We start from the raw sequence: 21,608 nt of genomic DNA on the forward strand, positions 1-21,608 counted from the left end.
CCACCGTGCCACACTTCGCACCCTCTTTCGCAGCGACCGCACCCAATCGCCTGATCGTCGGGATTTCGGGGGCGTCCGGGGTGATTTACGGCGTACGGCTGCTGGAGCTTCTGCGCGAGACGGAAATCGAGACCCACCTGATCCTCTCACGCTCAGCCGAGATCACGCTCGCCCATGAGACCCGCTACAAGATCGCCGAGGTGAAGGCACTCGCCGATGTCTGCCACGGTATCGAGGACGTAGCGGCCTCGATCTCCAGCGGCTCGTTCAAGACCCGGGGGATGATCGTGGCGCCCTGCTCGATGCGGACCCTGTCGGAGATCACCACGGGGGTCACCTCGACGCTGCTCACCCGCGCCGCCGACGTGGTGCTGAAGGAGCGCCGCCGACTGGTTTTGATGGTGCGCGAAACCCCGCTCCATGCGGGACATCTACGCACCATGGCGGCGGTTACGGAGATGGGCGCGATCGTGGCCCCTCCGGTACCAGCTTTTTACGCCAAGCCCGACTCGCTTACCGACATGATCGACCACACCGTCGGGCGCGTGCTCGACCTGTTCGATATCGATGTCGGCACGGTCCGCCGCTGGCGGGAGCAAGGACGGTAGAGACCGTCCTCAGAGGCCATCCCTATCGAATCGCACCGACCTGCATGCGACCGCATATCGGCCGCAAGCCGCGCGTGCGCGGCCGCGAACGGAGTAGGCTCGCGTGAGCAGGGTAAGAACCCTACTCCGGCAGGTTCAGCCGGACATGCAGTTCGCGGAGCTGTTTCGGAGTCACCTCCGAAGGGGCGCCCATCATCAGGTCTTCGGCGCGCTGGTTCATCGGGAACAGCGTCACGTCGCGAAGGTTCTCCGCCTCGCATAGAAGCATGACAATGCGGTCGATGCCCGGCGCGATGCCGCCGTGCGGCGGGGCGCCCATCTCCAGAGCCCGGATCATGCCGCCGAACTTCTCCTGCAGGATCGCCTCGCCGTAGCCGGCGATGTCGAACGCCTTGCGCATGATCTCCGGCTTATGGTTCCGGATCGCGCCCGACGACAGCTCCACGCCGTTGCAGACGATGTCGTACTGGAACGCCTTGATGTCGAGCGGGTCCATCGTCTCCAGCGCCTCCAGCCCGCCCTGGGGCATGGAGAACGGGTTGTGGGAGAACTCGATCTTCTTGTTCTCCTCGTCCCACTCGTACATCGGGAAATCGACGATCCAGCAGAACTCGTAGCGCTCCTCGTCGACCAGGCCGAGGTCGAAGCCGACCTTCTGGCGGGCGCGGCCAGCGAAGTCGACGAAGGTCTTCGGCACGCCACAGACGAAGAAGACGGCGTCGCCGGCCTCGAGCCCGAGTTGGTCACGGATGGCGGCGGTGCGCTCCGGACCGATGTTCTTGGCGATCGGGCCAGCGCCTTCCTCTTCCCCTTCGCGGAAGAAGATGTAGCCGAGCCCCGGCTGGCCTTCGCCTTGGGCCCAGGAGTTCATGCGGTCGCAAAAAGCGCGGCTGCCTCCAGTCCTGGCCGGGATCGCCCAGACCTGGACGCGCTCGTCAGCCTCGATCTGGCGGGCGAACACCTTGAAGCCAGAGCCGGCGAAGTGCTCCGTCACGTCGGCCATCTGGATCGGGTTGCGCAGGTCCGGCTTGTCGGAGCCGTAAAGCCGCATGGCGTCGGCATAGGGGATCATGGGGAATTTTTCGGTCACCGGCCGGTCGCCACCGAACTCGACGAACAGGTCGCGCAGCACCGGCTCGACAGCCGAGAACACGTCCTCCTGCTCCACGAAACTCATTTCGATATCGAGCTGGTAGAACTCGCCGGGCGAGCGGTCGGCGCGGGCGTCCTCGTCGCGGAAGCAGGGCGCGATCTGGAAGTAGCGGTCGAAGCCCGCCACCATGATCAGCTGCTTGAACTGCTGCGGCGCCTGGGGCAGCGCGTAGAACTTGCCCGGGTGCAGGCGGGAGGGGACGAGGAAGTCGCGCGCACCCTCCGGCGAGGAGGCCGTCAGGATCGGCGTCTGGAATTCCATGAAGCCGGCGTCCGTCATCCGCCGGCGGATCGAGGCGATGATCTGGGACCGCTTGATGATGTTGGCGTGCATGGTCTCGCGGCGGAGATCCAGGAAACGGTATTTCAGCCGCGTGTCTTCCGGATAGTCCGGCTCGCCGAACACCGGCAGAGGCAGCTCGCCCGCGGTGGACAACACCTCGATCTCGCGTGCGAAAACCTCGATGCGGCCGGTCGGCAGCCGATCGTTGATGGTCTCCGGCGTCCTCGCCTTCACTTCGCCATCGATGCGAATCACCCATTCGGCGCGCACGGTCTCGGCGGCTTTGAAGGCCGGCGAATCCGGGTCCGCCACCACCTGGGTGATGCCATAGTGGTCGCGCAGGTCGATGAACAGCAGGCCGCCGTGATCGCGCACCCGATGGACCCAGCCCGAAAGGCGGACGGAGGTTCCGACGTCGCCCTCAGTCAGCGCGCCGCAGGTGTGGCTTCGGTACCGGTGCATCAACTCGCCTCGATGTCTTAGGGATCGGGGTCTCGAGCGCGTGCGCGCGGCCCCTTCTGTCTTGTTTCAAGAAGCGCGGCGAGACAGGACACGCGGGCCGTGTCTTGTCAAGGCAAGCGCGATCGCCCACTTCAGCATGAGAGCCGGGACTCATAAAATCCGAAGGTCATGGCTCTCGCAACGCCGACGCGAGACTTGGCGGATCGGCATTCGATCGTGTATGACCGCGCGGTCGCGTGCTGATATGGCAACGCGGGGCGCCCTTCTGATCCGAGGTGGCGCCTTTTTCCCGTTTTCGGTCCGCATGCGATGCGGACCCGGTCGACGGTTCGTCGACGCCGTCCATGGAACGGCGGAGCCGCCGACCTTTGCAACAAGACATCGAAGGACGCGATGGAAACCGTTCTCATCGTCATTCACCTCATGGTGGTCATCGCGCTGGTCGCGGTCATTCTCCTGCAGCGCTCCGAGGGCGGCGCGCTCGGGATCGGCGGCGGCGGCGGCTTCATGTCCGCGCGCGGCACCGGCAACGCGTTGACCAAGGCGACGGCGGTGTTCGCGTTCGTCTTCTTCGCGACCTCGATCGGACTCACCATCCTTGCCCGCCAGCAGGAGACGCCGTCTTCCATCCTGGACGATCTGAACCAACCCGGCGGCGAACAGCAGCAGGGCGTGCCGCGCGATGCGGCCACGCGTGGCTCCGGCGAAGGCATTCTGGACACGCTGAAGGGGCTCGGCACCGGGGGCGACCAGTCGTCGAACGGCGCAAGCGCTCCGACGGCACCGACGAGCCAGCCGGCCACGCAGCAGCCCGCCGCGCCCAGTGCACCGGCAGCCCCGGGCGGACCGCAGGTTCCGACGTCCGAGTGATCCGGGGGCGGCCCCGCCCCTCGCGCGTCTAAAAGCCGGGGACAACTCAGGTTGTCTCCGAACAGATGGCCTCGTCACGTCGAGGAATTGTTAGGATAACGGCCCGATGGCTCGCTACGTCTTCATAACCGGCGGCGTGGTCTCTTCGCTCGGCAAGGGACTGGCCTCCGCAGCCCTTGGCGCGCTCCTGCAAGCGCGCGGCTACCGGGTCCGGCTCCGCAAGCTGGACCCGTATTTGAACGTCGACCCCGGCACCATGTCGCCCTACCAGCACGGCGAGGTCTTCGTGACCGACGACGGGGCGGAGACGGATCTGGATCTCGGCCACTACGAGCGCTTTACCGGTCGGCCATGCAACCAGATGGACAACATCACCACCGGCCGGATCTATCAGGACATCATCGCCAAGGAGCGCCGGGGCGACTATCTCGGTGCCACCGTTCAGGTGATCCCGCACGTCACGGATGCCATCAAGGAGTTCGTGCTGACCGGCAACGAGGACTTCGACTTCGTGCTGGTTGAAATCGGCGGCACCGTCGGCGACATCGAAGGCCTGCCCTTCTTCGAGGCGATTCGGCAGCTCGCCAACGACCTGCCGCGCAACGACGCGATCTTCATCCACCTCACCTTGATGCCGTTTATTCCATCGGCGGGCGAACTGAAGACCAAGCCGACCCAGCACTCGGTGAAGGAGCTGCGCTCGATCGGCATCCAGCCCGACATTCTCCTGGTACGCTGCGACCGCGAGATCCCGCCGGGCGAACGCCGCAAGCTGTCGCTGTTCTGCAACGTGCGCGAACAGGCGGTGATTCCGGCCCTCGACGTCGCGTCGATTTACGACGTGCCGATCGCCTATCACGAGCAAGGGCTCGATCTGGAGGTGCTGGAAGCCTTCGGAATTACCGGGGCGCCACCGCCGGACCTGACCCGCTGGAGCGAGATTTCGCGCCGCGTCTCCTCGCCCGAGGGCACGGTCAAGATCGCGATCGTGGGCAAGTACACGGGCCTGAAGGATGCCTACAAGTCGCTGATCGAGGCGCTGGTCCACGGCGGCATCGCCAATAACGTCCATGTCGACATCGAGTGGATCGAATCGGAGATCTTCGAAAAGGAAGATCCCGCCCCCTGGCTGGAAAATGTGAACGGGATCCTGGTGCCGGGCGGGTTCGGCGAGCGCGGTGCGGAAGGCAAAATCCAGGCAGCCAGCTTCGCGCGGCGCCATCAGGTACCTTATTTCGGCATTTGCTTCGGCATGCAGATGGCCGTGATCGAGGCTGCCCGGAACCTGGCGAGCATCAGCGAGGCGGGATCCACGGAGTTCGGCCCCACGCCGGAGCCGGTCGTCGGCCTTCTGACGGAATGGATGCGCGGCAACGAGCTGGAGCGCCGCTTCGCGGAAGGCGATCTTGGCGGCACCATGCGGCTGGGTGCCTATCCCGCGCATCTGGCCGAAGGCAGCCAGATTGCGGCGATCTATGGCTCGACCGACATCTCCGAGCGCCACCGCCACCGTTACGAGGTCAACCGCGCCTATATCGACCGGCTGGCGGACAAGGGCATGCGCTTTGCCGGTATGTCGCCGGACGGGCTGCTACCGGAGACGATGGAGCTCGTCGACCATCCCTGGTTCATCGGCGTGCAGTATCATCCCGAGCTGAAATCGCGCCCGTTCGATCCGCACCCGCTGTTTGCCTCCTTCATCCACGCGGCGATGGAGCAAAGCCGTCTCGTCTGACGCGAAAGGGCCAGCTATGGGCACGATCGGGGGGATCGACCACACAGTGGTCATGGCGGAAAGTCTGGAAGAGGCGACGCTGACGGCGCACCGCCTCGGGTTCAGGACCACGCCGCCGGCAGCGCATCCGTTCGGGACCGCCAACGTGCTGGTTCAACTCCAGGGCGGCTATCTGGAGTTCCTGGCGATTTTGGACGAAAGCCTGTTTCCGGAAGAGACTCCGGACCGGTTCTCGTTTCCGAGCTTCAATCGCGATTTCCTGATCGGCGAAGGGGCCGGCCTGTCGCTCGTTGCCCTCAAGACCGACGATCCCGAAGCGCTCAGGGAGCGGCTGGCGGCGGACGGCCTCACCCGAGGACCAACCTTCTCCTTCGAACGCACGGCGCTGTCTCCCGAAGGACGCGAGTTGCCGGTGGCATTCACGCTGGTGTTCGCAACCCATCCGGAATTGGTGCGCGCGGGCGTGTTTGCCCTCGTCCACCGCCATCCGCCGGAGAATTTCTGGCACGCCGCCTATCAGGCCCATCCGAACACCGCCCGCGCCATGCGGGGTATCACCCTGGTGTCGCCTCATATCGAGCGAACGGCCGAGATTTTCGCCTCGATTACGGGGATTGCGCCATCAAAAACCGCCGGCAGGGTCGAGATCACGCTTCCCGATGGAAGCACTCTCGACATTGTAGATGCCGCGACCTTCGAACGCCGATTCGGCTCGAATGCCTTTTCCGACAAGGTGCTGGCCCGGTTTGCTGCAATGACGATCGAAGTCGATTCGCTTGAGACGGCGGCGTCAACCTTGACGGCGAGCGGCGTCCCTTTCGAGACGTGGGAAGGGGCTATCGTGGTCGCCCCTGAGCACGCCGGAGGCGTCGGCTACCGGTTCATCTCAGCCGATTAATCGCTACGGACTTTCACCCGGAGATGCTCCGGAGCCGTTCCGCTTTGCTCGAAATTCCAGAGCGCGTCGAAATCATTGTTTCGACGTGTTTCGGCATGGCGAACCGAATCCCGCGCTTCGCCTGAAAACGCTCTACGGCACCAGGAATTCGAACGGCTCGCTCGGGGCCATCCGGCCGCTGACCTCACCGCCCTGATCCGAGGGATCATTCAGGTGCAGCTTCAAAGGCGCGCCTGTAGGGCTGAGGTCGAGGCTCTCCAGATCGACCCAAAGCACCGCCGGATTGATGACGGAGTCGAAATAATAGCGTTTCGCGTCATGCTCGATCACGGTGCGCCAGAGCGTCGACGAGATGTTCGGCTTTTCCGGATCGTTCATGCCAAGCGGTGTGCTGATCGCCCGCATCTGGGAGAACACCGCCGCGAGAGCGGCGCGGCGATCGGCAAATTTCGGCGTGGATTTGAGATTGTAGCTCGCGCGAGCAAATCGGTCGGCCGCATTGATCGTTCCCGGCAGGAAATGTTGTCCGCCGATCAAATCCCAATAGGCGTTGATGGCGAGCTGCTGGTCATAGACCGGGGAATTGGTCATCACCCGATAGTCGCGGCCGTGATGGATCTTCAACTCACCGCCAACGAACTCCAGGATCGCCGAATCGCCGCTCGCGTCGGAAAATGCCAGATGAACGGTGGCCGGCTTGCCGTTCGGGGCTTCGGCCGTGATGATTGTCATGGGATCGTCGCGCATCGTGGCGACCACTTCGGCCACGTTCGCGCAGGTGTCGAGCAGGAACTGCAGCCATGCACCGACCGAGATCGTCGGCTTGGCGCGTGCCTGCGGATCTCCGAAATCCGATTCGGCCAGATAGAGCAGGTTTCCGGCGAGCCCGGCCTCGTTCAGACCGTCGGAGGTGGCAAGGCTATAGATCGCCAGCACGACCGACCCGTAGGCCGACGTCCAGCGGACCGTCCCCTCGCCCGTGCCGCCGTTGCGTTCCATCCCGCGCGGAAAGGCCCATAGATCGGTCGCCATCTCCACGTCGCTCCAGTCCATGGAGCGGCCGGTGATGTAGCTTCCTCGGCCAGTCTCGTAGAAAACGCGGGTGCACATGGTTGCGCTCCTTTGTGGGGCAAGGCTCGGACGATGGGTCGGGCCCCAATTTTCTTCAGTTTTTAGCTGGCTCCGGGCACCGGACCGCATACCCTGGAGCCGCTATCCGTCCGTCTCGACCGTGTGCTCGAGCGGGTTCGGCAGCGGAATATCGTCGAGGGTCAGATTGGAGGTCATAACCGCATAGATGCCCGCGAGCACCACGCCCGCAAGAACCGACGTAATCGCCGCCTTGATCAAAAGCCGCGGGCGCGCGGGCGCACTCGGCATCGTTCCTGGCGTGATTTCCGCCTCCTGGTCCGCCTGAGAGCGGTTGCCCCATGGCAGGATCACGAAAAAGACGAGCCACCAAACGATGAAATAAATGGCGACGAGGCCGGTCGTCGACATGGTCGCGGACTACCTATGCTTCTTCCAGCTCGGTGAGCGTGCCGCAAAAGTCCTTCGGATGCAGGAACAGGACCCGCTTGCCGTGTGCGCCGATCTTCGGTTCGCCGGTTCCCAGCACTCGCGCGCCGGCCGCGACCAGCTTGTCGCGCGCCTCCATGATGTCGGTCACCTCGTAACAGACATGGTGCATGCCGCCGGTCGGGTTCTTCGCCAGAAAGCCGGCGATCGGCGAGTCCTCGCCAAGCGGCTCCAGGAGCTCGATCTTGGTGTTGGGGAGTTCGATGAACACGGTCGTCACGCCGTGATCCGGCTGAGGCAGCGGATCGGAGACAACGGCACCAAGCGTGTCGCGGTAGACCGCACTTGCCACCTCGATATCCGGCACCGCAATCGCCACGTGGTTCAACCGTCCAAGCATCGCAATCCTCCCGCGCCGGCTTGCGCCTCCCCATTTGACCGAAATGCGCGGGAAGGCGCCTTTATCCTGAAAGTGCTCTCGGCTTTCGTCCTGGTCCCGCCGATTGTTGCGAAAAAGCGAAGCCGCCATTTTCGCCCGGCGCCCTATTCATAGGACTGTGACGTCCACCCGGCAAAGGGGCTTCTTGCCCCACCGTTGCGCCGTGAGCGAGCGTAACGCCCGACGGACCGCCTTTGCGACAAGCTCCCGGTCGCGCCGCCGCGGCCGCGGAATTCCGTCAAGCGCCTCAATCGCGGCGTCCTGGAGAAGCTCCACGAACGTGTCGCCCTCGGCATCAACCGTCGGCAGTCCGAACAGGGTCACCGTCGGATCGACCGCGAGATCGCCGCGATCGTCCAGCACGACATGTCCCACGACGCAGCCGGCAAAAGACAGCTTACGGCGCTCCTGGGTTCCGCTCATCGCCGGCTCGGTGATCAGGTTGCCGTCCTTGTAGAGAACGCCGACGGGCGCCTCGTCGATGATCTCGGCCGGCCCTGGCGCAAGACGGAAAACGTCGCCGTTGCGTCCCTTCACCACCTCCGGAATGCCTTGCGCCTTCGCGAAACGCGCATGCTGGGCGAGATGGTAGGGCTCGCCGTGCACTGGCACGAGCACCTGCGGCTTCAGCCAGCGATAGAGGTCGGCAAGCTCGTCACGGCGCGGATGGCCGGAGACGTGCACCAGATCGTCCCGGTCGGTCAGGATCTCGATGCCACGCTCGGCAAGCGCGTTCACGACCGAGATGACAGAAGACTCATTGCCCGGGATCGTGCGGGAAGAGAAGATCACGAGATCGCCCGGCGACAGCGCCACACGCGGATGATCGTCCGCCGCAATTCGCGCAAGGGCGGCACGCGGTTCCCCCTGGCTCCCGGTCAGAAGCGCCACGACCTTCTCGCGCGGCAGGTAGCCATAGGCCTCCTCGTCGAGGAATTTCGGCAAGCCGTCAAGATAGCCGAGTTCGCGGGCGACCTCGATCACCCGCTTCATGGCTCGCCCGATCACCACCACGTCGCGGCCCGCGGCCTGGGCCGCCAAAGCGACCGCCCGAAGGCGCGCGACATTGGACGCGAAGGTGGTCACGGCGACCCGGTTCGGCGCCTGCTTGACGATCTCGGCCAACCGCGCCGCGACATCGGCCTCCGACGGAGACCGCCCCTCGCGGACCGCATTGGTCGAATCGCAGATCAGCGCCCGCACGCCCTCCTCGCCAACTGCCTGAAGCCGCGCCACGTCGATCGGAAGCCCGATCCCCGGCGTCATATCGATCTTCCAGTCGCCGGAATGAACGATCGTTCCGTGCGCCGTGCGGATCACCAGCGCATTCGGCTCCGGGATCGAATGGCTCATGGGGACCAGCTCGACGTCGAACGGCCCGATCTGCACCCGTCCGCCCTGCTCTATCGGCGTGACCGGAACCGGTTCCGAGCCGCGATTCTCGATCGCCTTCGCCTCTAACAACCCCGCGGTGAAGGCGGTCGCATAGATCGGCACCCGCAAGCGCGGCCAGAGGTCCAGGACCGCGCCATAGTGGTCCTCGTGGGCGTGGGTGATCACGATCCCGGCAAGGTTGTCGCATTCCTCTTCGATGAAGCGGATGTCCGGATAGATCAGATCCACGCCCGGCGTGGTCTGGTCACCAAAGGTGACGCCGAGGTCCACCATCAACCAGGTCCGATCATGAGCCGGACCGAGGCCGTACAGGCCGAGATTCATTCCGATTTCGCCGACGCCCCCGAGCGGCAGAAAAACGAGCTCGTCGCGAGCGGCCATTCTCAACTCCTGACTGTCGCGGCCGCCCCGAAATGGACGTCGCCGGCCGCGATCGTTTCCATCGATCCGTCGTCCGAGCGCACCACAAGATGGCCGCTAGGATCGACGGTCTCGTAAATCCCCCGGACGAGCGTGCCGTCGCCCCGGTCGACCGCTATCGATCCGCCAAGGCCCGCTGCGCGCGCCATCCAGGCAGAGCGAAGTCCGACGAAGCCGGGACCACCCGCCTGCCAGGCCGAAAAGCGTGCCACCCATGCTCTCGAAAGCGCTTTGAACAGATCCGCAGCTTTCGCGGCTGGACGGATCTCGGCGAGAGAGGCGACCTGATAGGCGGTACCGGCAGGAGCCGCAGTTACGTTGATCCCGATCCCGATCGCAACCACGGTTGCGTCCATCCCAGGCCGGGCCTCCAAGAGGATCCCCGCGATCTTCGCGCCGGACCATAAGACGTCGTTGGGCCATTTGAGGGCGAAGCTTGTCCTTTCCGAGCCTGGCCCGCCTTCGCGAACACCGACGCTCGCCTCCAACGCATCCAACGCGGCGAGCCCTGCGGCAAAGCCTAGCGTCGCTGCCACGTCCGCACGCACGGGAACGCTGAGAAGCAGCGTGGCTGCAAGATTGCCGTCCGTCGACGCCCAGCTGCGGCCGCGGCGACCGCGCCCGGCGGTCTGGTTCCGCGTGACCAGCCAGAGCGGACCCTTGTCGCCGGCTTCCGCGCGCGCCAGAGCCTCCGCGTTGGTCGATCCGATCTCGGCGAAACTCTCCAGACGGTAGCCAACCGAAACCGCATCGGAAGCGAGCTGAAAATCCATCACCCAGTTCGCGCCACCAAGACGGGATCGGACGGTCGGACCGGCGCCTGGAACACCGGCGGTCCGGGTTAGAACAGGCTCTGGGCCGCCGTCGTCGCTGCCGCCTGTAGCGGTGCGGCGACGAACACGAAGAACAGAACGAAGATACCGGAGAGCCCGAGCACGACCCGCAGTTCACCCGGCATCGGCTCGAACTGTTCCGCCGGCTCGTCGAAATACATCAGCTTGACGATCCGGAGATAGTAGAACGCGCCCACGACCGAGGTCAGCACGCCGATGACCGCCAGCGTGTAGAGCCCGCCTTCGATCGCCGCCAGGAAGACGTAGAACTTGCCAAAGAACCCGGCGAGCGGTGGGATGCCCGCAAGCGAGAACATCAGCATCGACAGGATGAACGCCATCACCGGCCGCGACCGGGCGAGACCGGCGAGCTGATCGATATCGTAGGTCATACCGTCCTTGCGCCGCATGGCGAGGATGCAGGCGAAGACGCCGAGCGTCATGGCGACGTAGATCGTCATATAGAGGATCACGCCCTGGACGCCCTGCGCTGTGCCCGGTGCCAGACCGACCAGCGCGTAGCCCATATGACCAATCGAAGAATAGGCCATCAGCCGCTTGATGTTGCGCTGTCCGATTGCCGCGAACGAGCCAAGCGCCATCGACAGGATCGAGACGAAAACGACGATCTGCTGCCATTCGAACGCCGCGGGACCGAATGCCTCGATCACGATCCGCACCAGGAGCGCCATCGCTGCCACCTTGGGCGCCGCCGCGAAGAAGGCCGTCACCGGTGTCGGCGCTCCTTCGTAGACGTCCGGCGTCCACATATGGAACGGCACGGCGGAGATCTTGAAGGCGAGGCCCGCGATCACGAACACGATGCCGAAGATGATCCCGAGGCTCGCGCCATCCTGGCTGATCACGGACGAGATGGTGTCGAAGTTGATCGAACCCGCGAAGCCGTAGGTCAGCGAGACGCCGTAAAGCAGCATGCCGGACGAGAGCGCGCCGAGAACGAAATATTTCAGACCCGCCTCGGTGGAACGCACCGAATCCCGGTTGATCGAGGCGACCACATAGAGCGCCAGCGACTGCAGCTCGAGACCGAGATAAAGCGCCAGCATGTCGCCGGCGGAAATCATGACCATCATCCCGAGCGTCGCCAGCACGACGAGCACGGGATACTCGAAGCGCTCGAACTTGGCAGCCTTCGCATAGGCCGTCGTCATGACGATCGCGAAGCCGGAACCGATCAGGCTGAGGATCTTGAAGAACCGCCCGTACGCATCCAGCACGAAGGCACCCTGAAACTCGGTGCCGTAGGAGGGAGCGAAGAGCAGAAGGAGGCCCGCGACGGCGACGAGAACGATCGCACCGATCGTTACCGTCCCCGTGGACTGCTCGCCCCCGAACACGCCGATCATGAGCAGCGCCAACGCGCCGACCGCAAGGACGAGCTCGGGAAGAAGGGGCATGAGGTCGGGCAACGTCGTCATCCCTTAAGCCTCGCGGGGAACGGTGATTTCACGATCGTCATCAATGCAGCACCTGCGCCGACTGGTGCGCCACTTCCAGCGCCGAATGATACTGCTGCAGCAGCGCGTCGACCGATGCGGAGGTCATGTGCAGAACCGGCGTCGGCCAGATACCGAAGAAGATCGTGATGACGATCAACGGCACCAGCACGAACTTCTCGCGCAGGTTCAGGTCCGTCATCGACTTCAAGCTCTCCTTCTCCAAGGGCCCGAACACGACCCGGCGATAGAGCCAAAGCGCGTAGCCAGCAGAAAGAATGATGCCCGTCGCCGCCAGGAAGGCCACCCATGTGTTGACCTGGAACGCACCGACCATGGTCAGGAACTCGCCGACGAAGCCCGAGGTGCCCGGCAGGCCGACATTGGCCATCGTGAACACCATGAACACCATGGCATACCACGGCATCCGGCTTGCGAGACCGCCATAGGAGGCGATCGCCAGCGAATGGGTCCGGTCGTAGATCACGCCAACACACAGGAACAGCGCGGCCGACACGATGCCGTGGGACAGCATCAGGAAGATCGCGCCTTCGATGCCCTGGGTGGTCGCCGTGAACATGCCCATGGTCACGAAGCCCATATGGGCGACCGACGAATAGGCGATCAGCTTCTTCACGTTGTCCTGCATCAACGCCACCAGTGAGGCGTAGATGATCGCGATCACGGACAGCGCGAACACCAGCGGGGCGAAGAAGTCGGACGCGACCGGGAACATCGGCAGCGAGTAGCGCAGCACGCCGAAGCCACCCATCTTCAACAGGATGCCGGCCAGCACGCTGGAGGCCGCAGTCGGCGCCTCCACGTGGGCATCGGGAAGCCAGGTGTGCACCGGCCACATCGGCATCTTCACCGCGAACGAAGCGAAGAAGCCCAGGAACAGCCAGTACTCCATCGACGTCGGGAAATCGTGTTGCAAGAGCTCCGGCACGCTGGTGGTCCCGGTCTCCCAGTAGATCGCCATGATCGACAGGAGCATGAACAGCGAGCCGAGCAGTGTGTAGAGGAAGAACTTGAAGCTCGCGTAGACGCGCCGGTCGTGCCCCCAGATGCCGATGATCAGGAACATCGGGATCAGACCGCCTTCGAAGAAGACGTAGAAGACCACGATGTCGAGCGCGGTGAACACGCCGATCATCAGGGTTTCCAGCACCAGGAAGGCGATCATGTACTCCTTCACCCGGTAGCTGATCGCTTGCCAGGAGGCCAGGATACAGAACGGCATCAGCAGCGTCGTCAGGATGACGAACAGGATCGAGATGCCGTCGATACCGACATGGTAGGTGAAGGGCCCGCCGATCCACTCATAACGTTCCACGAGCTGGAAGCCCGGGTTCGTCGGATCGAATTGGACGATGATCAAGAGCGAGACGAGGAAGGTGAACACCGTGGTGATCAACCCGACGCGACGAATGTTCGTCAGCGCCGCCTCGTCGTCCCCCCGGACGAGCAGGATGAACAGGACCCCGACGAGCGGGAGAAAGGTGACGATCGTAATCAGCGGCCAATCGCTCATCACGGAGCCCCCACGCCCGACAGCATTGCCCAGGTAACAAGCGCCGCCACGCCGATCAGCATCGCGAACGCATAGTGATAGATGTAGCCGGTCTGAAGTCGCACGACCCGTTGGGTGACATCGAGCACCCGGTGCGACACGCCGTCGGGACCGAACCCGTCAATCAGCCAGCCATCACCCTTCTTCCAGAGGAAGCGGCCAAGCCACTTCGCCGGGCGCACGAAGATCGTGTCGTAGAGCTCGTCGAAGTACCACTTGTTGAGAAGGAACTGATACAGCGCCGGATGTTCGCGGGCGAGCGTCACCGGCGTCTTCGGCGCTGCCATGTACCACCAATAGGCCCAGGCCACACCGATTACCATCATGATCGACGGCGCGATCGGCACCCATCCCGGCAGGTGGTGCATTTCCTCAAGCACATGGTTCTCCTCGCCGAGATAGAGCGACGTCCGCCAGAAGTGCTCGTAGCCGTGGCCGATGAACTCGTTGTGAAGCAGGAAGCCCGCGAACAGCGCGCCGAAGGACAGCGCCGCAAGCGGGATCAGCATCACCGGCGGGCTTTCGTGGGCATGCTTGAAGACGTCGGCCGTCGCCCGCGTCTTGCCGTGGAACGTCATGAAAATCAGTCGCCAAGTGTAGAAAGCCGTCAGGAGCGCGGCGAACAGGGTGAGCCAGAAGGCGTAGGCGGAGAACGGATTCTCCGCCGCGAAGGTCGCCTCGATGATGGCGTCCTTGGAGAAGTAGCCCGAGGTGAACGGGAAGCCGGTCAGCGCCAGGCCGCCAATCACCATCGCGGCGTAAGTCCACGGGATCTTCTTGGCAAGCCCGCCCATCTTCCGCATGTCCTGCTCGTCGTGCATCGCGTGGATGACGGAGCCGGCACCGAGGAACAGGAGCGCCTTGAAGAAGCCGTGAGTCATCAGATGGAAGATGCCGGCCGAATAGGCACCCACCCCTAGCGCGGCGAACATGTAGCCGAGCTGGGAACAGGTCGAATAGGCGATCACCCTCTTAATGTCGTTCTGCACGCAACCGATCGTAGCGGCAAAGAAGGCCGTCGTGGCACCGATGAACGTGACGAAGGTCAGCGCCGTCGGCGCGTATTCGAACAGCGGCGACATCCGCGCAACCATGAACACGCCCGCCGTCACCATGGTCGCGGCGTGGATTAGTGCGGAAACCGGGGTCGGGCCTTCCATTGCGTCCGGCAGCCACGTGTGCAGGCCGATCTGCGCCGACTTACCCATTGCTCCGATGAACAGGAGGAAGCAGATCGTCTCCACCGCGTTCACCTGGTAGCCCAGGAAGGTCATGGTGGTGGTCGATAGCGAGCCGGCCTCACTGAAGATCGTGTCGAGGTCGACCGACCCCACCAGCGCGAACAGCGCGAAGATGCCGAGCATGAAGCCGAAATCGCCGACGCGGTTGACGACGAAGGCCTTGATGGCCGCGGCCACCGCCGAGGGGCGCGTGTACCAGAAGCCGATCAGAAGGTAGGAGGCGAGGCCGACGCCTTCCCAGCCGAAGAACATCTGCACGATGTTGTCGGCCGTGATCAGCATCAGCATGGCGAAGGTGAACAGCGACAGATAGGCGAAGAAGCGCGGGCGATCGGGATCGTGGGACATGTACCCGATCGAATAGAGGTGGACGAGCGCCGACACCGAAGTCACCACGATCATCATGACCACGGTGAGCGTGTCGATCCTGAGCGCCCAGTGGATCTCGAGCGCACCGGAGACGATCCAGTCCGACAACGGCACCTTGACGGGTTCCACGTCGGAGAAGCCGACGTGGAAGAAGGCGACCCACGACAACGCCGCGGACACCATCAGGAGGCTCGTTGTCACCACCTCGCTCGCCCGGGATCCGATCAACCGGCCGAAGATGCCGGCGATCAGAAATCCGAGAAGCGGGAGGAAGACGATTGCAGCGTACATCGCGCCCTCAGCCCTTCATCGAATTGATGTCTTGCACCGCGATCGAGCCGCGGTTGCGGAAGAAGACGACCAGAATGGCGAGCCCGATCGCCGCTTCGGCGGCCGCGACGGTCAGGACGAACAGGGCGAACACCTGCCCCACCAGATCGCCGAGAAAGGCCGAGAACGCCACAAAGTTCAGGTTGACGGACAACAGGATGAGCTCGATCGCCATCAAGATGACGATGACGTTCCTGCGGTTGAGGAAGATGCCGAACACCCCGAGGGTGAACAGGATCGCCGCCACCGTGAGATAGTGCGCCAGACCGACCGCCATTTTCGGTTCTGCCTCTTCTTGGAAATGAACTGTTCGGTCGAACGAGGTTGAGTCAGATTCCCTTGCGAGAGGGAACCTTTCGAACCTCGACCGACTGTTCGGGCGTGCGTGCAACCTGCTGGGAGATGTCCTGCCGCTTGACGCCTTCCTTGTGGCGCAGCGTCAGAACGATGGCTCCAACCATGGCAACGAGCAGGATCAGGCCCGCAGCTTGGAAGAAGTATACGTAGCGGGTGTAGAGCAGCTCTCCGAGCGCCGCAATATTGGTCGTCTCGGAGACCGGTGGGATCGGCGCCGTCGCGTCCGCCGCCACCTCGGGCGCGATCACCCAGCTCCCCAGCACCAGCAAAAGCTCGATCAGGAGGACAAAGCCGATCAGGCCGCCAACCGGGAGATATTGCAGCGCCCCGTGACGCAGCTCGGCGAAGTCGACATCGAGCATCATCACCACGAACAGGAACAGAACGGCCACCGCGCCGACATAGACGACGACCAGGATCATCGCCAGGAACTCCGCGCCCAGCAGCAGAAACAGCCCGGCGGAATTGAAAAAGGCGAGGATCAAGAACAGGACCGAATGGACCGGGTTGCGCGACGAAATGACCATGAAGGCCGACGCCACCGTCACCGCGGCGAAAAGATAGAAAAATAGCGTCTGTACAATCATCGCCAGGCCCGCCCCGTGGCCGCAATGGTCGTCTGCCCGCGTCGTCTCATAGCCGAGCCCTCATTCAGCGTCCACATGCCTCACCGGAACGGCGCGTCTTGCGCGATATTGCGCGCGATCTCACGCTCCCAGCGATCGCCGTTCGCAAGCAGCCTCTCCTTGTCGTAGTAGAGCTCCTCGCGCGTCTCGGTCGCGAACTCGAAGTTCGGACCCTCGACGATCGCCTCCACCGGGCATGCCTCCTGGCAGAAGCCGCAGTAGATGCACTTCACCATGTCGATGTCGTAGCGGGTGGTGCGCCGGGTACCGTCGTTGCGACGCGGCCCCGCTTCGATCGTGATGGCCTGGGCCGGGCAGATCGCCTCGCAGAGCTTGCAGGCGATGCAGCGTTCCTGGCCGTTGGGATAGCGGCGAAGCGCGTGCTCGCCGCGGAAACGGGGTGAAATCGGCCCTTTTTCGAAGGGGTAGTTCAAGGTCGACTTCGGCTTGAAGAAATAGCGCATCGACAGGAAAAAAGCCGATACGAACTCCGACAAGAGCATCGATTTGGCTGCACGATCCAAGGCTGCCATGACGCGTGTCCTCGTAGGTCCAATCTCTGCGCGCTCCGGCAGGGGCGCCGGTCGCGCGCGGTGTCGTCAATTCCATCCCACCCGGCACATTGCGGTCCGGACGGGCTCGGTTTGTCAGTTCGTGGCGGCTTTGCGCGCGCGAGAGAACGTCTCGTAGCGCGGCAGGCCGTCATCAAAGGTCACGAACGGAAGCTTCGCACTCCAGAAGGCGTGCCCCTTGGGTGCGATCCGCTGCGGCTCATCGAAGGCGCCGATCGCAAGATAGATCTCATTGTCGGGAATCGACGCATCCAGATAGCCGATCGGCGATCCGCACCGACCGCACCATTGGCGCTTTGCGTCGCCCGACGATCCGGAACGCGATTCAGGCGTCCCCGTCCAGACGATCGCTGCGGCGCGGAACCCGACCCAAAGCGTTACGGGTGCTCCCGTTGCCTGCCGACAGTCGGAGCAGTGACAATAAGCCGCCCAGACCGGCTCGCCTTCGGCGGAAAACCGGATCGCCCCGCAGGCACAGCCGCCTTTATGGTCCGCCGTCAATTCCATCTCAGGCATACCAACCCGTCAGCTTCAGCACGAAGGCAACCACCACGACGGAAACCAGCGACAAGGGCAGGAACACCTTCCAACCCAACCGCATGAGCTGGTCGTAGCGGTACCGGGGCACCATCGCCTTCACCATCGCGAACATGAAGAACACCAAGAGGCACTTCAGCGCGAACCAGATGATGCCGGGAATCCAGGTGAACGGCGCCACATCGACCGGCGGCAGCCAGCCCCCCATGAACAGGATGGTCATCAGCGCGCACATCAGGCCGATGGAGACGTACTCGCCGAGCATGAACATCATGTACGGAACCGAGCCGTACTCGACCATGAAACCGGCAACGAGCTCCGATTCGGCTTCCGGCAAATCGAACGGCGGCCGGTTCGTTTCCGCAAGTGCGGAAATGAAAAACACGACAAACATCGGGAACAGCGGCAGCCAGTACCAGTTCAGGATCGTCAGCCACGGCAGGCCGAGCATGGTGGCGAGCCCTGTCTCCTGGGAGGCCACGATGTCGGTCAGGTTCAGCGAGCCGACGCACAGAAGCACGGTGATGATCACGAAGCCGATGGAGACTTCGTAGGAGACCATCTGCGCCGCCGAACGCAACGCGCCCAGGAACGGATATTTCGAGTTCGACGCCCAGCCGCCCATGATGACGCCGTAAACGCCCAGCGACGAGATCGCGAAGATGTAGAGAACGCCGACATTGATATCGGCGATCACCCAACCCTGGGCCACCGGAACCACGGCCCACGCCGCCATGGCCAGGATCACCGAAACCAGCGGCGCAAGCAGGAACACCGTCTTGTCGGCACCGGCCGGAATCACCGGCTCTTTCAGCACGAACTTTCCGAGATCGGCGAACGACTGCAGCAGGCCGAACGGGCCCACCACGTTCGGACCACGGCGCATCTGGACCGCCGCCCAGATCTTACGGTCGGCAAGCAGAATGTAGGCGATGATCACCAAAAGGACGACCAGAAGCAGCAGGCTCTGGCCGAGCATGATCAGAAAGGGAAAGAAATAGGTCGACCAGAAATCGCTCATGACCTGTCGGTATCCTCGTTCATCATGCCGTGGCCATTGCTCCGCATGCGATCTCGAACGCCTGCTCAGCGTGGATCGCCGTCGTATCGAACACCGGGACCGGGGCGCTCGCCCCGTCGATCAGAAGCCCCACCTCGGTGCAGCCGAGGATGAGCGAATCGGCACCGCGCGCGACCAGCCGCTCCGCGATCTCGCGATAGGTCTCACGGGACTGCGCGCGCACATCGCCCCGGCACAGCTCGTCGTAGATGATGCGATGGGTTTCGGCGCGATCGGCCGCGTCGGGCACGATCACCTCGAGCCCGAAGCGCTCGGCGAGCCGGGAGATATAGAAGTCCTCTTCCATCGTGAAGCGCGTTGCCATCAGACCCGGCCGGCGCAACCCCGCCCGACGCACCGCAGTACCGGTGGCGTCGGCGATATGGACGAATGGCACCGACACGGCCGCCTCGATGTCGGCGGCCACTTTGTGCATCGTGTTGGTAGCAAGCACGATCAGTCCGGCGCCTGCGCCTTCCAGCCGCCGTGCGGTATCGGCCAGGCGGGTGCCGGCGATGTCCCACGCGCCCGCCGTCTGCAACTCCGCGATCGGTGCAAAGTCCACAGACCACATCACGATTTCCGCCGAATGCAGACCACCGAATCGCGTCCGCGCGAGCGCGTTCAGCCGCTCATAATAGAGCGCCGTCGATGCAGCACTCATCCCACCGATGAGGCCGATCGGAACCATGCTCGTCTGGGCGCGGATGGTCATATCCGGTCCTACTCCGCCGCCTCGACCGTGGTGCGCTCGCGTGCAAGCGCGGAGCACTCCGCCATGACCGCCGATGCTCGCGCGATCGGGTTGGTCAGGTAGAAATCGTGAACCGCCGACACGAATGGCGCCGAGTCCGTCTCGCCCCCGAGTTCCGCCAAGCGATCGACCGCGGCCGGATCGGCCGGCTCGATATGGTTGACGTCGCCCAGATGCGGATGCGCCTCGATCATCGCCGCGCGCAGGGCCGCAAGTGAATCGAAGGGAAGCTGATGGCCCAGGTGCGGCGAGAGCGCGCGCAGAACGGCCCAGTCCTCACGCGCCTCGCCGGGCGGAAAGGCCGCCCGGTTGGTACGCTGCGGACGACCTTCGGTGTTGACCCAGGTGCCCGGCTTTTCCGTATAGGCCGCCGACGGCAGGATCACGTCCGCCCGGTGAGCGCCGATATCGCCATGGGTGCCGATATAGACCACGAAAGCATCGCCAAGCCGGCGCGTGTCGATCTCATCGGCGCCGAGCAGGAACACCAGGTCCAGCGCACCGCTTTCGGCACCCTCCAGGATGCCGGCGACGTCGCGACCGCCCTCGCCCGGCACGCAGCCGACGTCCAGGCCGCCGACCCGGCCGGCGGCGGTATGCAGAACCGAAAAGCCGTTCCAGCCGTCCTTGACCGCGCCGACGGCCTTGGCCGCCTTGGCAGCCAGCGAGAGCACCGCTGCTCCGTCGGCCCGGGTCAGGGCGCCCTGCCCGATCAGGATCATCGGCCGCTCGGCACTTTTCAGCACCTCGGCGAAGGAATGGCTGCCGTTTACGATCTCGCTCAGCGTATCGGGACCGGCGCCCAGATACGCGTAGTCGTAAGTCAAATCCGAGCGCTCGCCGATCACGCCGACGGACAGCGGCGCCAACCGCCAGCGTTTGCGGATGCGCGCGTTGAGCACGCTCGCTTCATAGCGCGGATTGGACCCGACGATTAGAAGCGCGTCGCAATCCTCGATGCCCTCGATCGTCGAATTGAACAGATAGCTCGCACGGCCCAGCGTCGGATCGAGCTTGGTGCCGTCCTGGCGGCTATCGACGCTCACCACCCCCATCGCATCCATCAGCGACTTGAGCGCGAACAGCTCCTCGGTCGAGGCCAGATCGCCGCCGATCGCCGCCGTCTTCTCCGGTGCCGTCGCGGCCGCCTTCTCCGCGATAGCCGCGAAGGCTTCGCTCCAGCTTGCCGGCGTCAGGCGACCGCCCTTCTTCACATAGGGCCGGTCCAGACGCTGGGTCCGGAGCCCGTCCCAGATGAAGCGGGTCTTATCGGAGATCCACTCCTCGTTCACCGCCTCGTTGAGGCGCGGCATGACGCGCATCACCTCGCGGCCGCGGCAATCCACCCGGATCGCGGAGCCGACCGCGTCCATCACGTCGACGGATTCCGTCTTGGAAAGCTCCCAAGGCCGCGCCTTGAACGCGTAGGGCCGCGACGTCAGCGCGCCCACCGGGCACAAGTCGATCACGTTGCCCTGAAGCTCCGAGCCCATGGCGTGCTCGAGATAGGTGGTGATCTCCATATCCTCGCCGCGACCGATGGCGCCAAGGTCGGAAACCCCCGCCACCTCAGTGGTGAAGCGCACGCAACGGGTGCAGTGGATGCACCGGGTCATGATCGTCTTGACCAGCGGGCCGATATATTTGTCCTCGACCGCCCGCTTGTTTTCGTGGAACCGCGAGCCGGAGACGCCATAGGCCATCGCCTGGTCCTGCAGGTCGCACTCCCCGCCCTGGTCGCAGATCGGGCAATCCAGCGGGTGGTTGATGAGGAGGAACTCCATCACCCCTTCCCGCGCCTTCTTCACGAAGGGCGTCCGGGTGTTGACCTGAGGCGGCGTGCCGTCTTTTCCGGGCCGGAGGTCCCGCACGCCCATGGCGCAGGACGCGACCGGCTTCGGCGAGCCCACGACCTCGACCAGGCACATGCGGCAGTTGCCCGCGATAGAGAGCCGGTCGTGGAAGCAAAAGCGCGGAATTTCCGCGCCGGCCTCTTCGCAGGCCTGCAACAGGGTGAGGTGGTCATCCACCTCGACTTCGGATCCGTCGACGATCAGTTTGGCCATCGATCACTATCCTTCGTTCGTCGACGCAAGCGGCCGGAAACGGCGCTCGCAAA

Annotated in this window: 20 protein-coding genes; 4 read left to right on the forward strand and 16 right to left on the reverse strand. The window is 64.0% G+C overall.

Features of this window, described 5'->3' with window-relative positions:
• Positions 1-5: 5 nt before the first annotated feature.
• Positions 6-608: a UbiX family flavin prenyltransferase gene (locus HNS03_RS11750; RefSeq protein WP_367195492.1), complete on the forward strand. Its 603-nt coding sequence runs from the start codon at positions 6-8 to the stop codon at positions 606-608.
• A gap of 121 nt (positions 609-729) precedes the next feature.
• Here HNS03_RS11750 and aspS read toward each other — a convergent pair whose 3' ends face one another.
• Positions 730-2,505, reverse strand: a complete 1,776-nt coding sequence (aspS, locus tag HNS03_RS11755) for an aspartate--tRNA ligase (RefSeq protein WP_367195493.1) — start codon at positions 2,503-2,505, stop codon at positions 730-732.
• Positions 2,506-2,898: 393 nt separating this feature from the next.
• Here aspS and secG point away from each other — a divergent pair, with 393 nt between their 5' ends.
• The 3 genes from secG (at position 2,899) to HNS03_RS11770 (ending at position 6,008) form a co-directional block, all read left to right on the forward strand.
• Positions 2,899-3,375, forward strand: a complete 477-nt coding sequence (secG, locus tag HNS03_RS11760; protein ID WP_367195495.1) for a preprotein translocase subunit SecG — start codon at positions 2,899-2,901, stop codon at positions 3,373-3,375.
• Between the two features lie 106 nt (positions 3,376-3,481).
• Positions 3,482-5,110 carry a CTP synthase gene (locus HNS03_RS11765; RefSeq protein ID WP_367195496.1) on the forward strand — a complete coding sequence of 543 codons (1,629 nt, stop codon included), beginning with the start codon at positions 3,482-3,484 and terminating at the stop codon, positions 5,108-5,110.
• A 16-nt stretch (positions 5,111-5,126) separates the two neighbouring features.
• Positions 5,127-6,008: a VOC family protein gene (locus HNS03_RS11770; protein ID WP_367195497.1), complete on the forward strand. Its 882-nt coding sequence runs from the start codon at positions 5,127-5,129 to the stop codon at positions 6,006-6,008.
• Between the two features lie 132 nt (positions 6,009-6,140).
• Here the strand turns inward: HNS03_RS11770 and HNS03_RS11775 are convergent, their stop codons facing one another.
• From HNS03_RS11775 to nuoG, 15 genes are all read right to left on the reverse strand, one after another.
• Entirely contained in the window at positions 6,141-7,118 is a 978-nt protein-coding gene (locus tag HNS03_RS11775) for a linear amide C-N hydrolase (protein WP_367195499.1), read from the reverse strand.
• A 102-nt stretch (positions 7,119-7,220) separates the two neighbouring features.
• Positions 7,221-7,508: a DUF1467 family protein gene (locus tag HNS03_RS11780; protein WP_367195500.1), complete on the reverse strand. Its 288-nt coding sequence runs from the start codon at positions 7,506-7,508 to the stop codon at positions 7,221-7,223.
• 13 nt (positions 7,509-7,521) lie between these two features.
• Positions 7,522-7,926, reverse strand: a complete 405-nt coding sequence (gene mce / locus HNS03_RS11785) for a methylmalonyl-CoA epimerase (protein ID WP_367195502.1) — start codon at positions 7,924-7,926, stop codon at positions 7,522-7,524.
• A gap of 147 nt (positions 7,927-8,073) precedes the next feature.
• Entirely contained in the window at positions 8,074-9,741 is a 1,668-nt protein-coding gene (locus HNS03_RS11790) for a ribonuclease J (protein ID WP_367195503.1), read from the reverse strand.
• A 2-nt stretch (positions 9,742-9,743) separates the two neighbouring features.
• Positions 9,744-10,553 (reverse strand): biotin--[acetyl-CoA-carboxylase] ligase, encoded by an 810-nt coding sequence (locus HNS03_RS11795; protein ID WP_367195505.1) that lies wholly within the window; start codon positions 10,551-10,553, stop codon positions 9,744-9,746.
• A 68-nt stretch (positions 10,554-10,621) separates the two neighbouring features.
• Positions 10,622-12,052 (reverse strand): NADH-quinone oxidoreductase subunit NuoN, encoded by a 1,431-nt coding sequence (gene nuoN, locus HNS03_RS11800; protein WP_367195506.1) that lies wholly within the window; start codon positions 12,050-12,052, stop codon positions 10,622-10,624.
• Between the two features lie 40 nt (positions 12,053-12,092).
• Positions 12,093-13,604: an NADH-quinone oxidoreductase subunit M gene (locus HNS03_RS11805; RefSeq protein WP_367195507.1), complete on the reverse strand. Its 1,512-nt coding sequence runs from the start codon at positions 13,602-13,604 to the stop codon at positions 12,093-12,095.
• Positions 13,604-15,544, reverse strand: a complete 1,941-nt coding sequence (gene nuoL / locus HNS03_RS11810) for an NADH-quinone oxidoreductase subunit L (RefSeq protein ID WP_367195509.1) — start codon at positions 15,542-15,544, stop codon at positions 13,604-13,606. The genes HNS03_RS11805 and nuoL overlap by 1 nt, the downstream gene beginning before the upstream one ends.
• 7 nt (positions 15,545-15,551) lie before the next feature.
• Entirely contained in the window at positions 15,552-15,860 is a 309-nt protein-coding gene (gene nuoK, locus HNS03_RS11815) for an NADH-quinone oxidoreductase subunit NuoK (protein ID WP_367195510.1), read from the reverse strand.
• A gap of 52 nt (positions 15,861-15,912) precedes the next feature.
• The gene (locus HNS03_RS11820; RefSeq protein WP_367195512.1) at positions 15,913-16,527 is read right to left on the reverse strand and encodes an NADH-quinone oxidoreductase subunit J; all 615 of its coding nucleotides are present in this window, start codon (positions 16,525-16,527) and stop codon (positions 15,913-15,915) included.
• Between the two features lie 80 nt (positions 16,528-16,607).
• Complete coding sequence (nuoI, locus tag HNS03_RS11825) at positions 16,608-17,099, reverse strand: NADH-quinone oxidoreductase subunit NuoI (RefSeq protein ID WP_367195513.1); 492 nt, start codon at positions 17,097-17,099, stop codon at positions 16,608-16,610.
• A gap of 114 nt (positions 17,100-17,213) precedes the next feature.
• A complete protein-coding gene (locus HNS03_RS11830) occupies positions 17,214-17,645 on the reverse strand; it encodes a GFA family protein (RefSeq protein WP_367195515.1) in 432 nt (143 codons plus the stop codon).
• 1 nt (position 17,646) lies between these two features.
• Entirely contained in the window at positions 17,647-18,696 is a 1,050-nt protein-coding gene (gene nuoH / locus HNS03_RS11835; protein WP_367195516.1) for an NADH-quinone oxidoreductase subunit NuoH, read from the reverse strand.
• Positions 18,697-18,718: 22 nt separating this feature from the next.
• Complete coding sequence (locus HNS03_RS11840) at positions 18,719-19,426, reverse strand: aspartate/glutamate racemase family protein (protein ID WP_367195536.1); 708 nt, start codon at positions 19,424-19,426, stop codon at positions 18,719-18,721.
• A 32-nt stretch (positions 19,427-19,458) separates the two neighbouring features.
• Positions 19,459-21,555, reverse strand: coding sequence for an NADH-quinone oxidoreductase subunit NuoG (nuoG, locus tag HNS03_RS11845; RefSeq protein ID WP_367195518.1), 2,097 nt, complete (start codon positions 21,553-21,555; stop codon positions 19,459-19,461).
• Between the last annotated feature and the right edge of the window lie 53 nt (positions 21,556-21,608).

The sequence above is a fragment of the Amorphus sp. 3PC139-8 genome, from assembly GCF_040750475.1.
Classification (GTDB): domain Bacteria; phylum Pseudomonadota; class Alphaproteobacteria; order Rhizobiales; family Amorphaceae; genus Amorphus.

Bases quoted from the DNA above. Each gene is read 5' to 3' on its own strand.
- nuoH (WP_367195516.1), bottom strand. From the start codon at position 18,696: ATGAGCGATTTCTGGTCGACCTATTTCTTTCCCTTTCTGATCATGCTC.
- HNS03_RS11790 (WP_367195503.1), bottom strand. From the start codon at position 9,741: ATGGCCGCTCGCGACGAGCTCGTTTTTCTGCCGCTCGGGGGCGTCGGC.
- HNS03_RS11795 (WP_367195505.1), bottom strand. From the start codon at position 10,553: ATGGATTTTCAGCTCGCTTCCGATGCGGTTTCGGTTGGCTACCGTCTG.
- HNS03_RS11770 (WP_367195497.1), top strand. From the start codon at position 5,127: ATGGGCACGATCGGGGGGATCGACCACACAGTGGTCATGGCGGAAAGT.
- nuoL (WP_367195509.1), bottom strand. From the start codon at position 15,544: ATGTACGCTGCAATCGTCTTCCTCCCGCTTCTCGGATTTCTGATCGCC.
- nuoI (WP_367195513.1), bottom strand. From the start codon at position 17,099: ATGGCAGCCTTGGATCGTGCAGCCAAATCGATGCTCTTGTCGGAGTTC.
- secG (WP_367195495.1), top strand. From the start codon at position 2,899: ATGGAAACCGTTCTCATCGTCATTCACCTCATGGTGGTCATCGCGCTG.
- HNS03_RS11765 (WP_367195496.1), top strand. From the start codon at position 3,482: ATGGCTCGCTACGTCTTCATAACCGGCGGCGTGGTCTCTTCGCTCGGC.
- nuoG (WP_367195518.1), bottom strand. From the start codon at position 21,555: ATGGCCAAACTGATCGTCGACGGATCCGAAGTCGAGGTGGATGACCAC.
- HNS03_RS11840 (WP_367195536.1), bottom strand. From the start codon at position 19,426: ATGGTTCCGATCGGCCTCATCGGTGGGATGAGTGCTGCATCGACGGCG.
- HNS03_RS11820 (WP_367195512.1), bottom strand. From the start codon at position 16,527: ATGATTGTACAGACGCTATTTTTCTATCTTTTCGCCGCGGTGACGGTG.
- HNS03_RS11780 (WP_367195500.1), bottom strand. From the start codon at position 7,508: ATGTCGACGACCGGCCTCGTCGCCATTTATTTCATCGTTTGGTGGCTC.
- nuoN (WP_367195506.1), bottom strand. From the start codon at position 12,052: ATGACGACGTTGCCCGACCTCATGCCCCTTCTTCCCGAGCTCGTCCTT.
- mce (WP_367195502.1), bottom strand. From the start codon at position 7,926: ATGCTTGGACGGTTGAACCACGTGGCGATTGCGGTGCCGGATATCGAG.
- nuoK (WP_367195510.1), bottom strand. From the start codon at position 15,860: ATGGCGGTCGGTCTGGCGCACTATCTCACGGTGGCGGCGATCCTGTTC.
- HNS03_RS11775 (WP_367195499.1), bottom strand. From the start codon at position 7,118: ATGTGCACCCGCGTTTTCTACGAGACTGGCCGAGGAAGCTACATCACC.
- HNS03_RS11830 (WP_367195515.1), bottom strand. From the start codon at position 17,645: ATGGAATTGACGGCGGACCATAAAGGCGGCTGTGCCTGCGGGGCGATC.
- aspS (WP_367195493.1), bottom strand. From the start codon at position 2,505: ATGCACCGGTACCGAAGCCACACCTGCGGCGCGCTGACTGAGGGCGAC.
- HNS03_RS11805 (WP_367195507.1), bottom strand. From the start codon at position 13,604: ATGAGCGATTGGCCGCTGATTACGATCGTCACCTTTCTCCCGCTCGTC.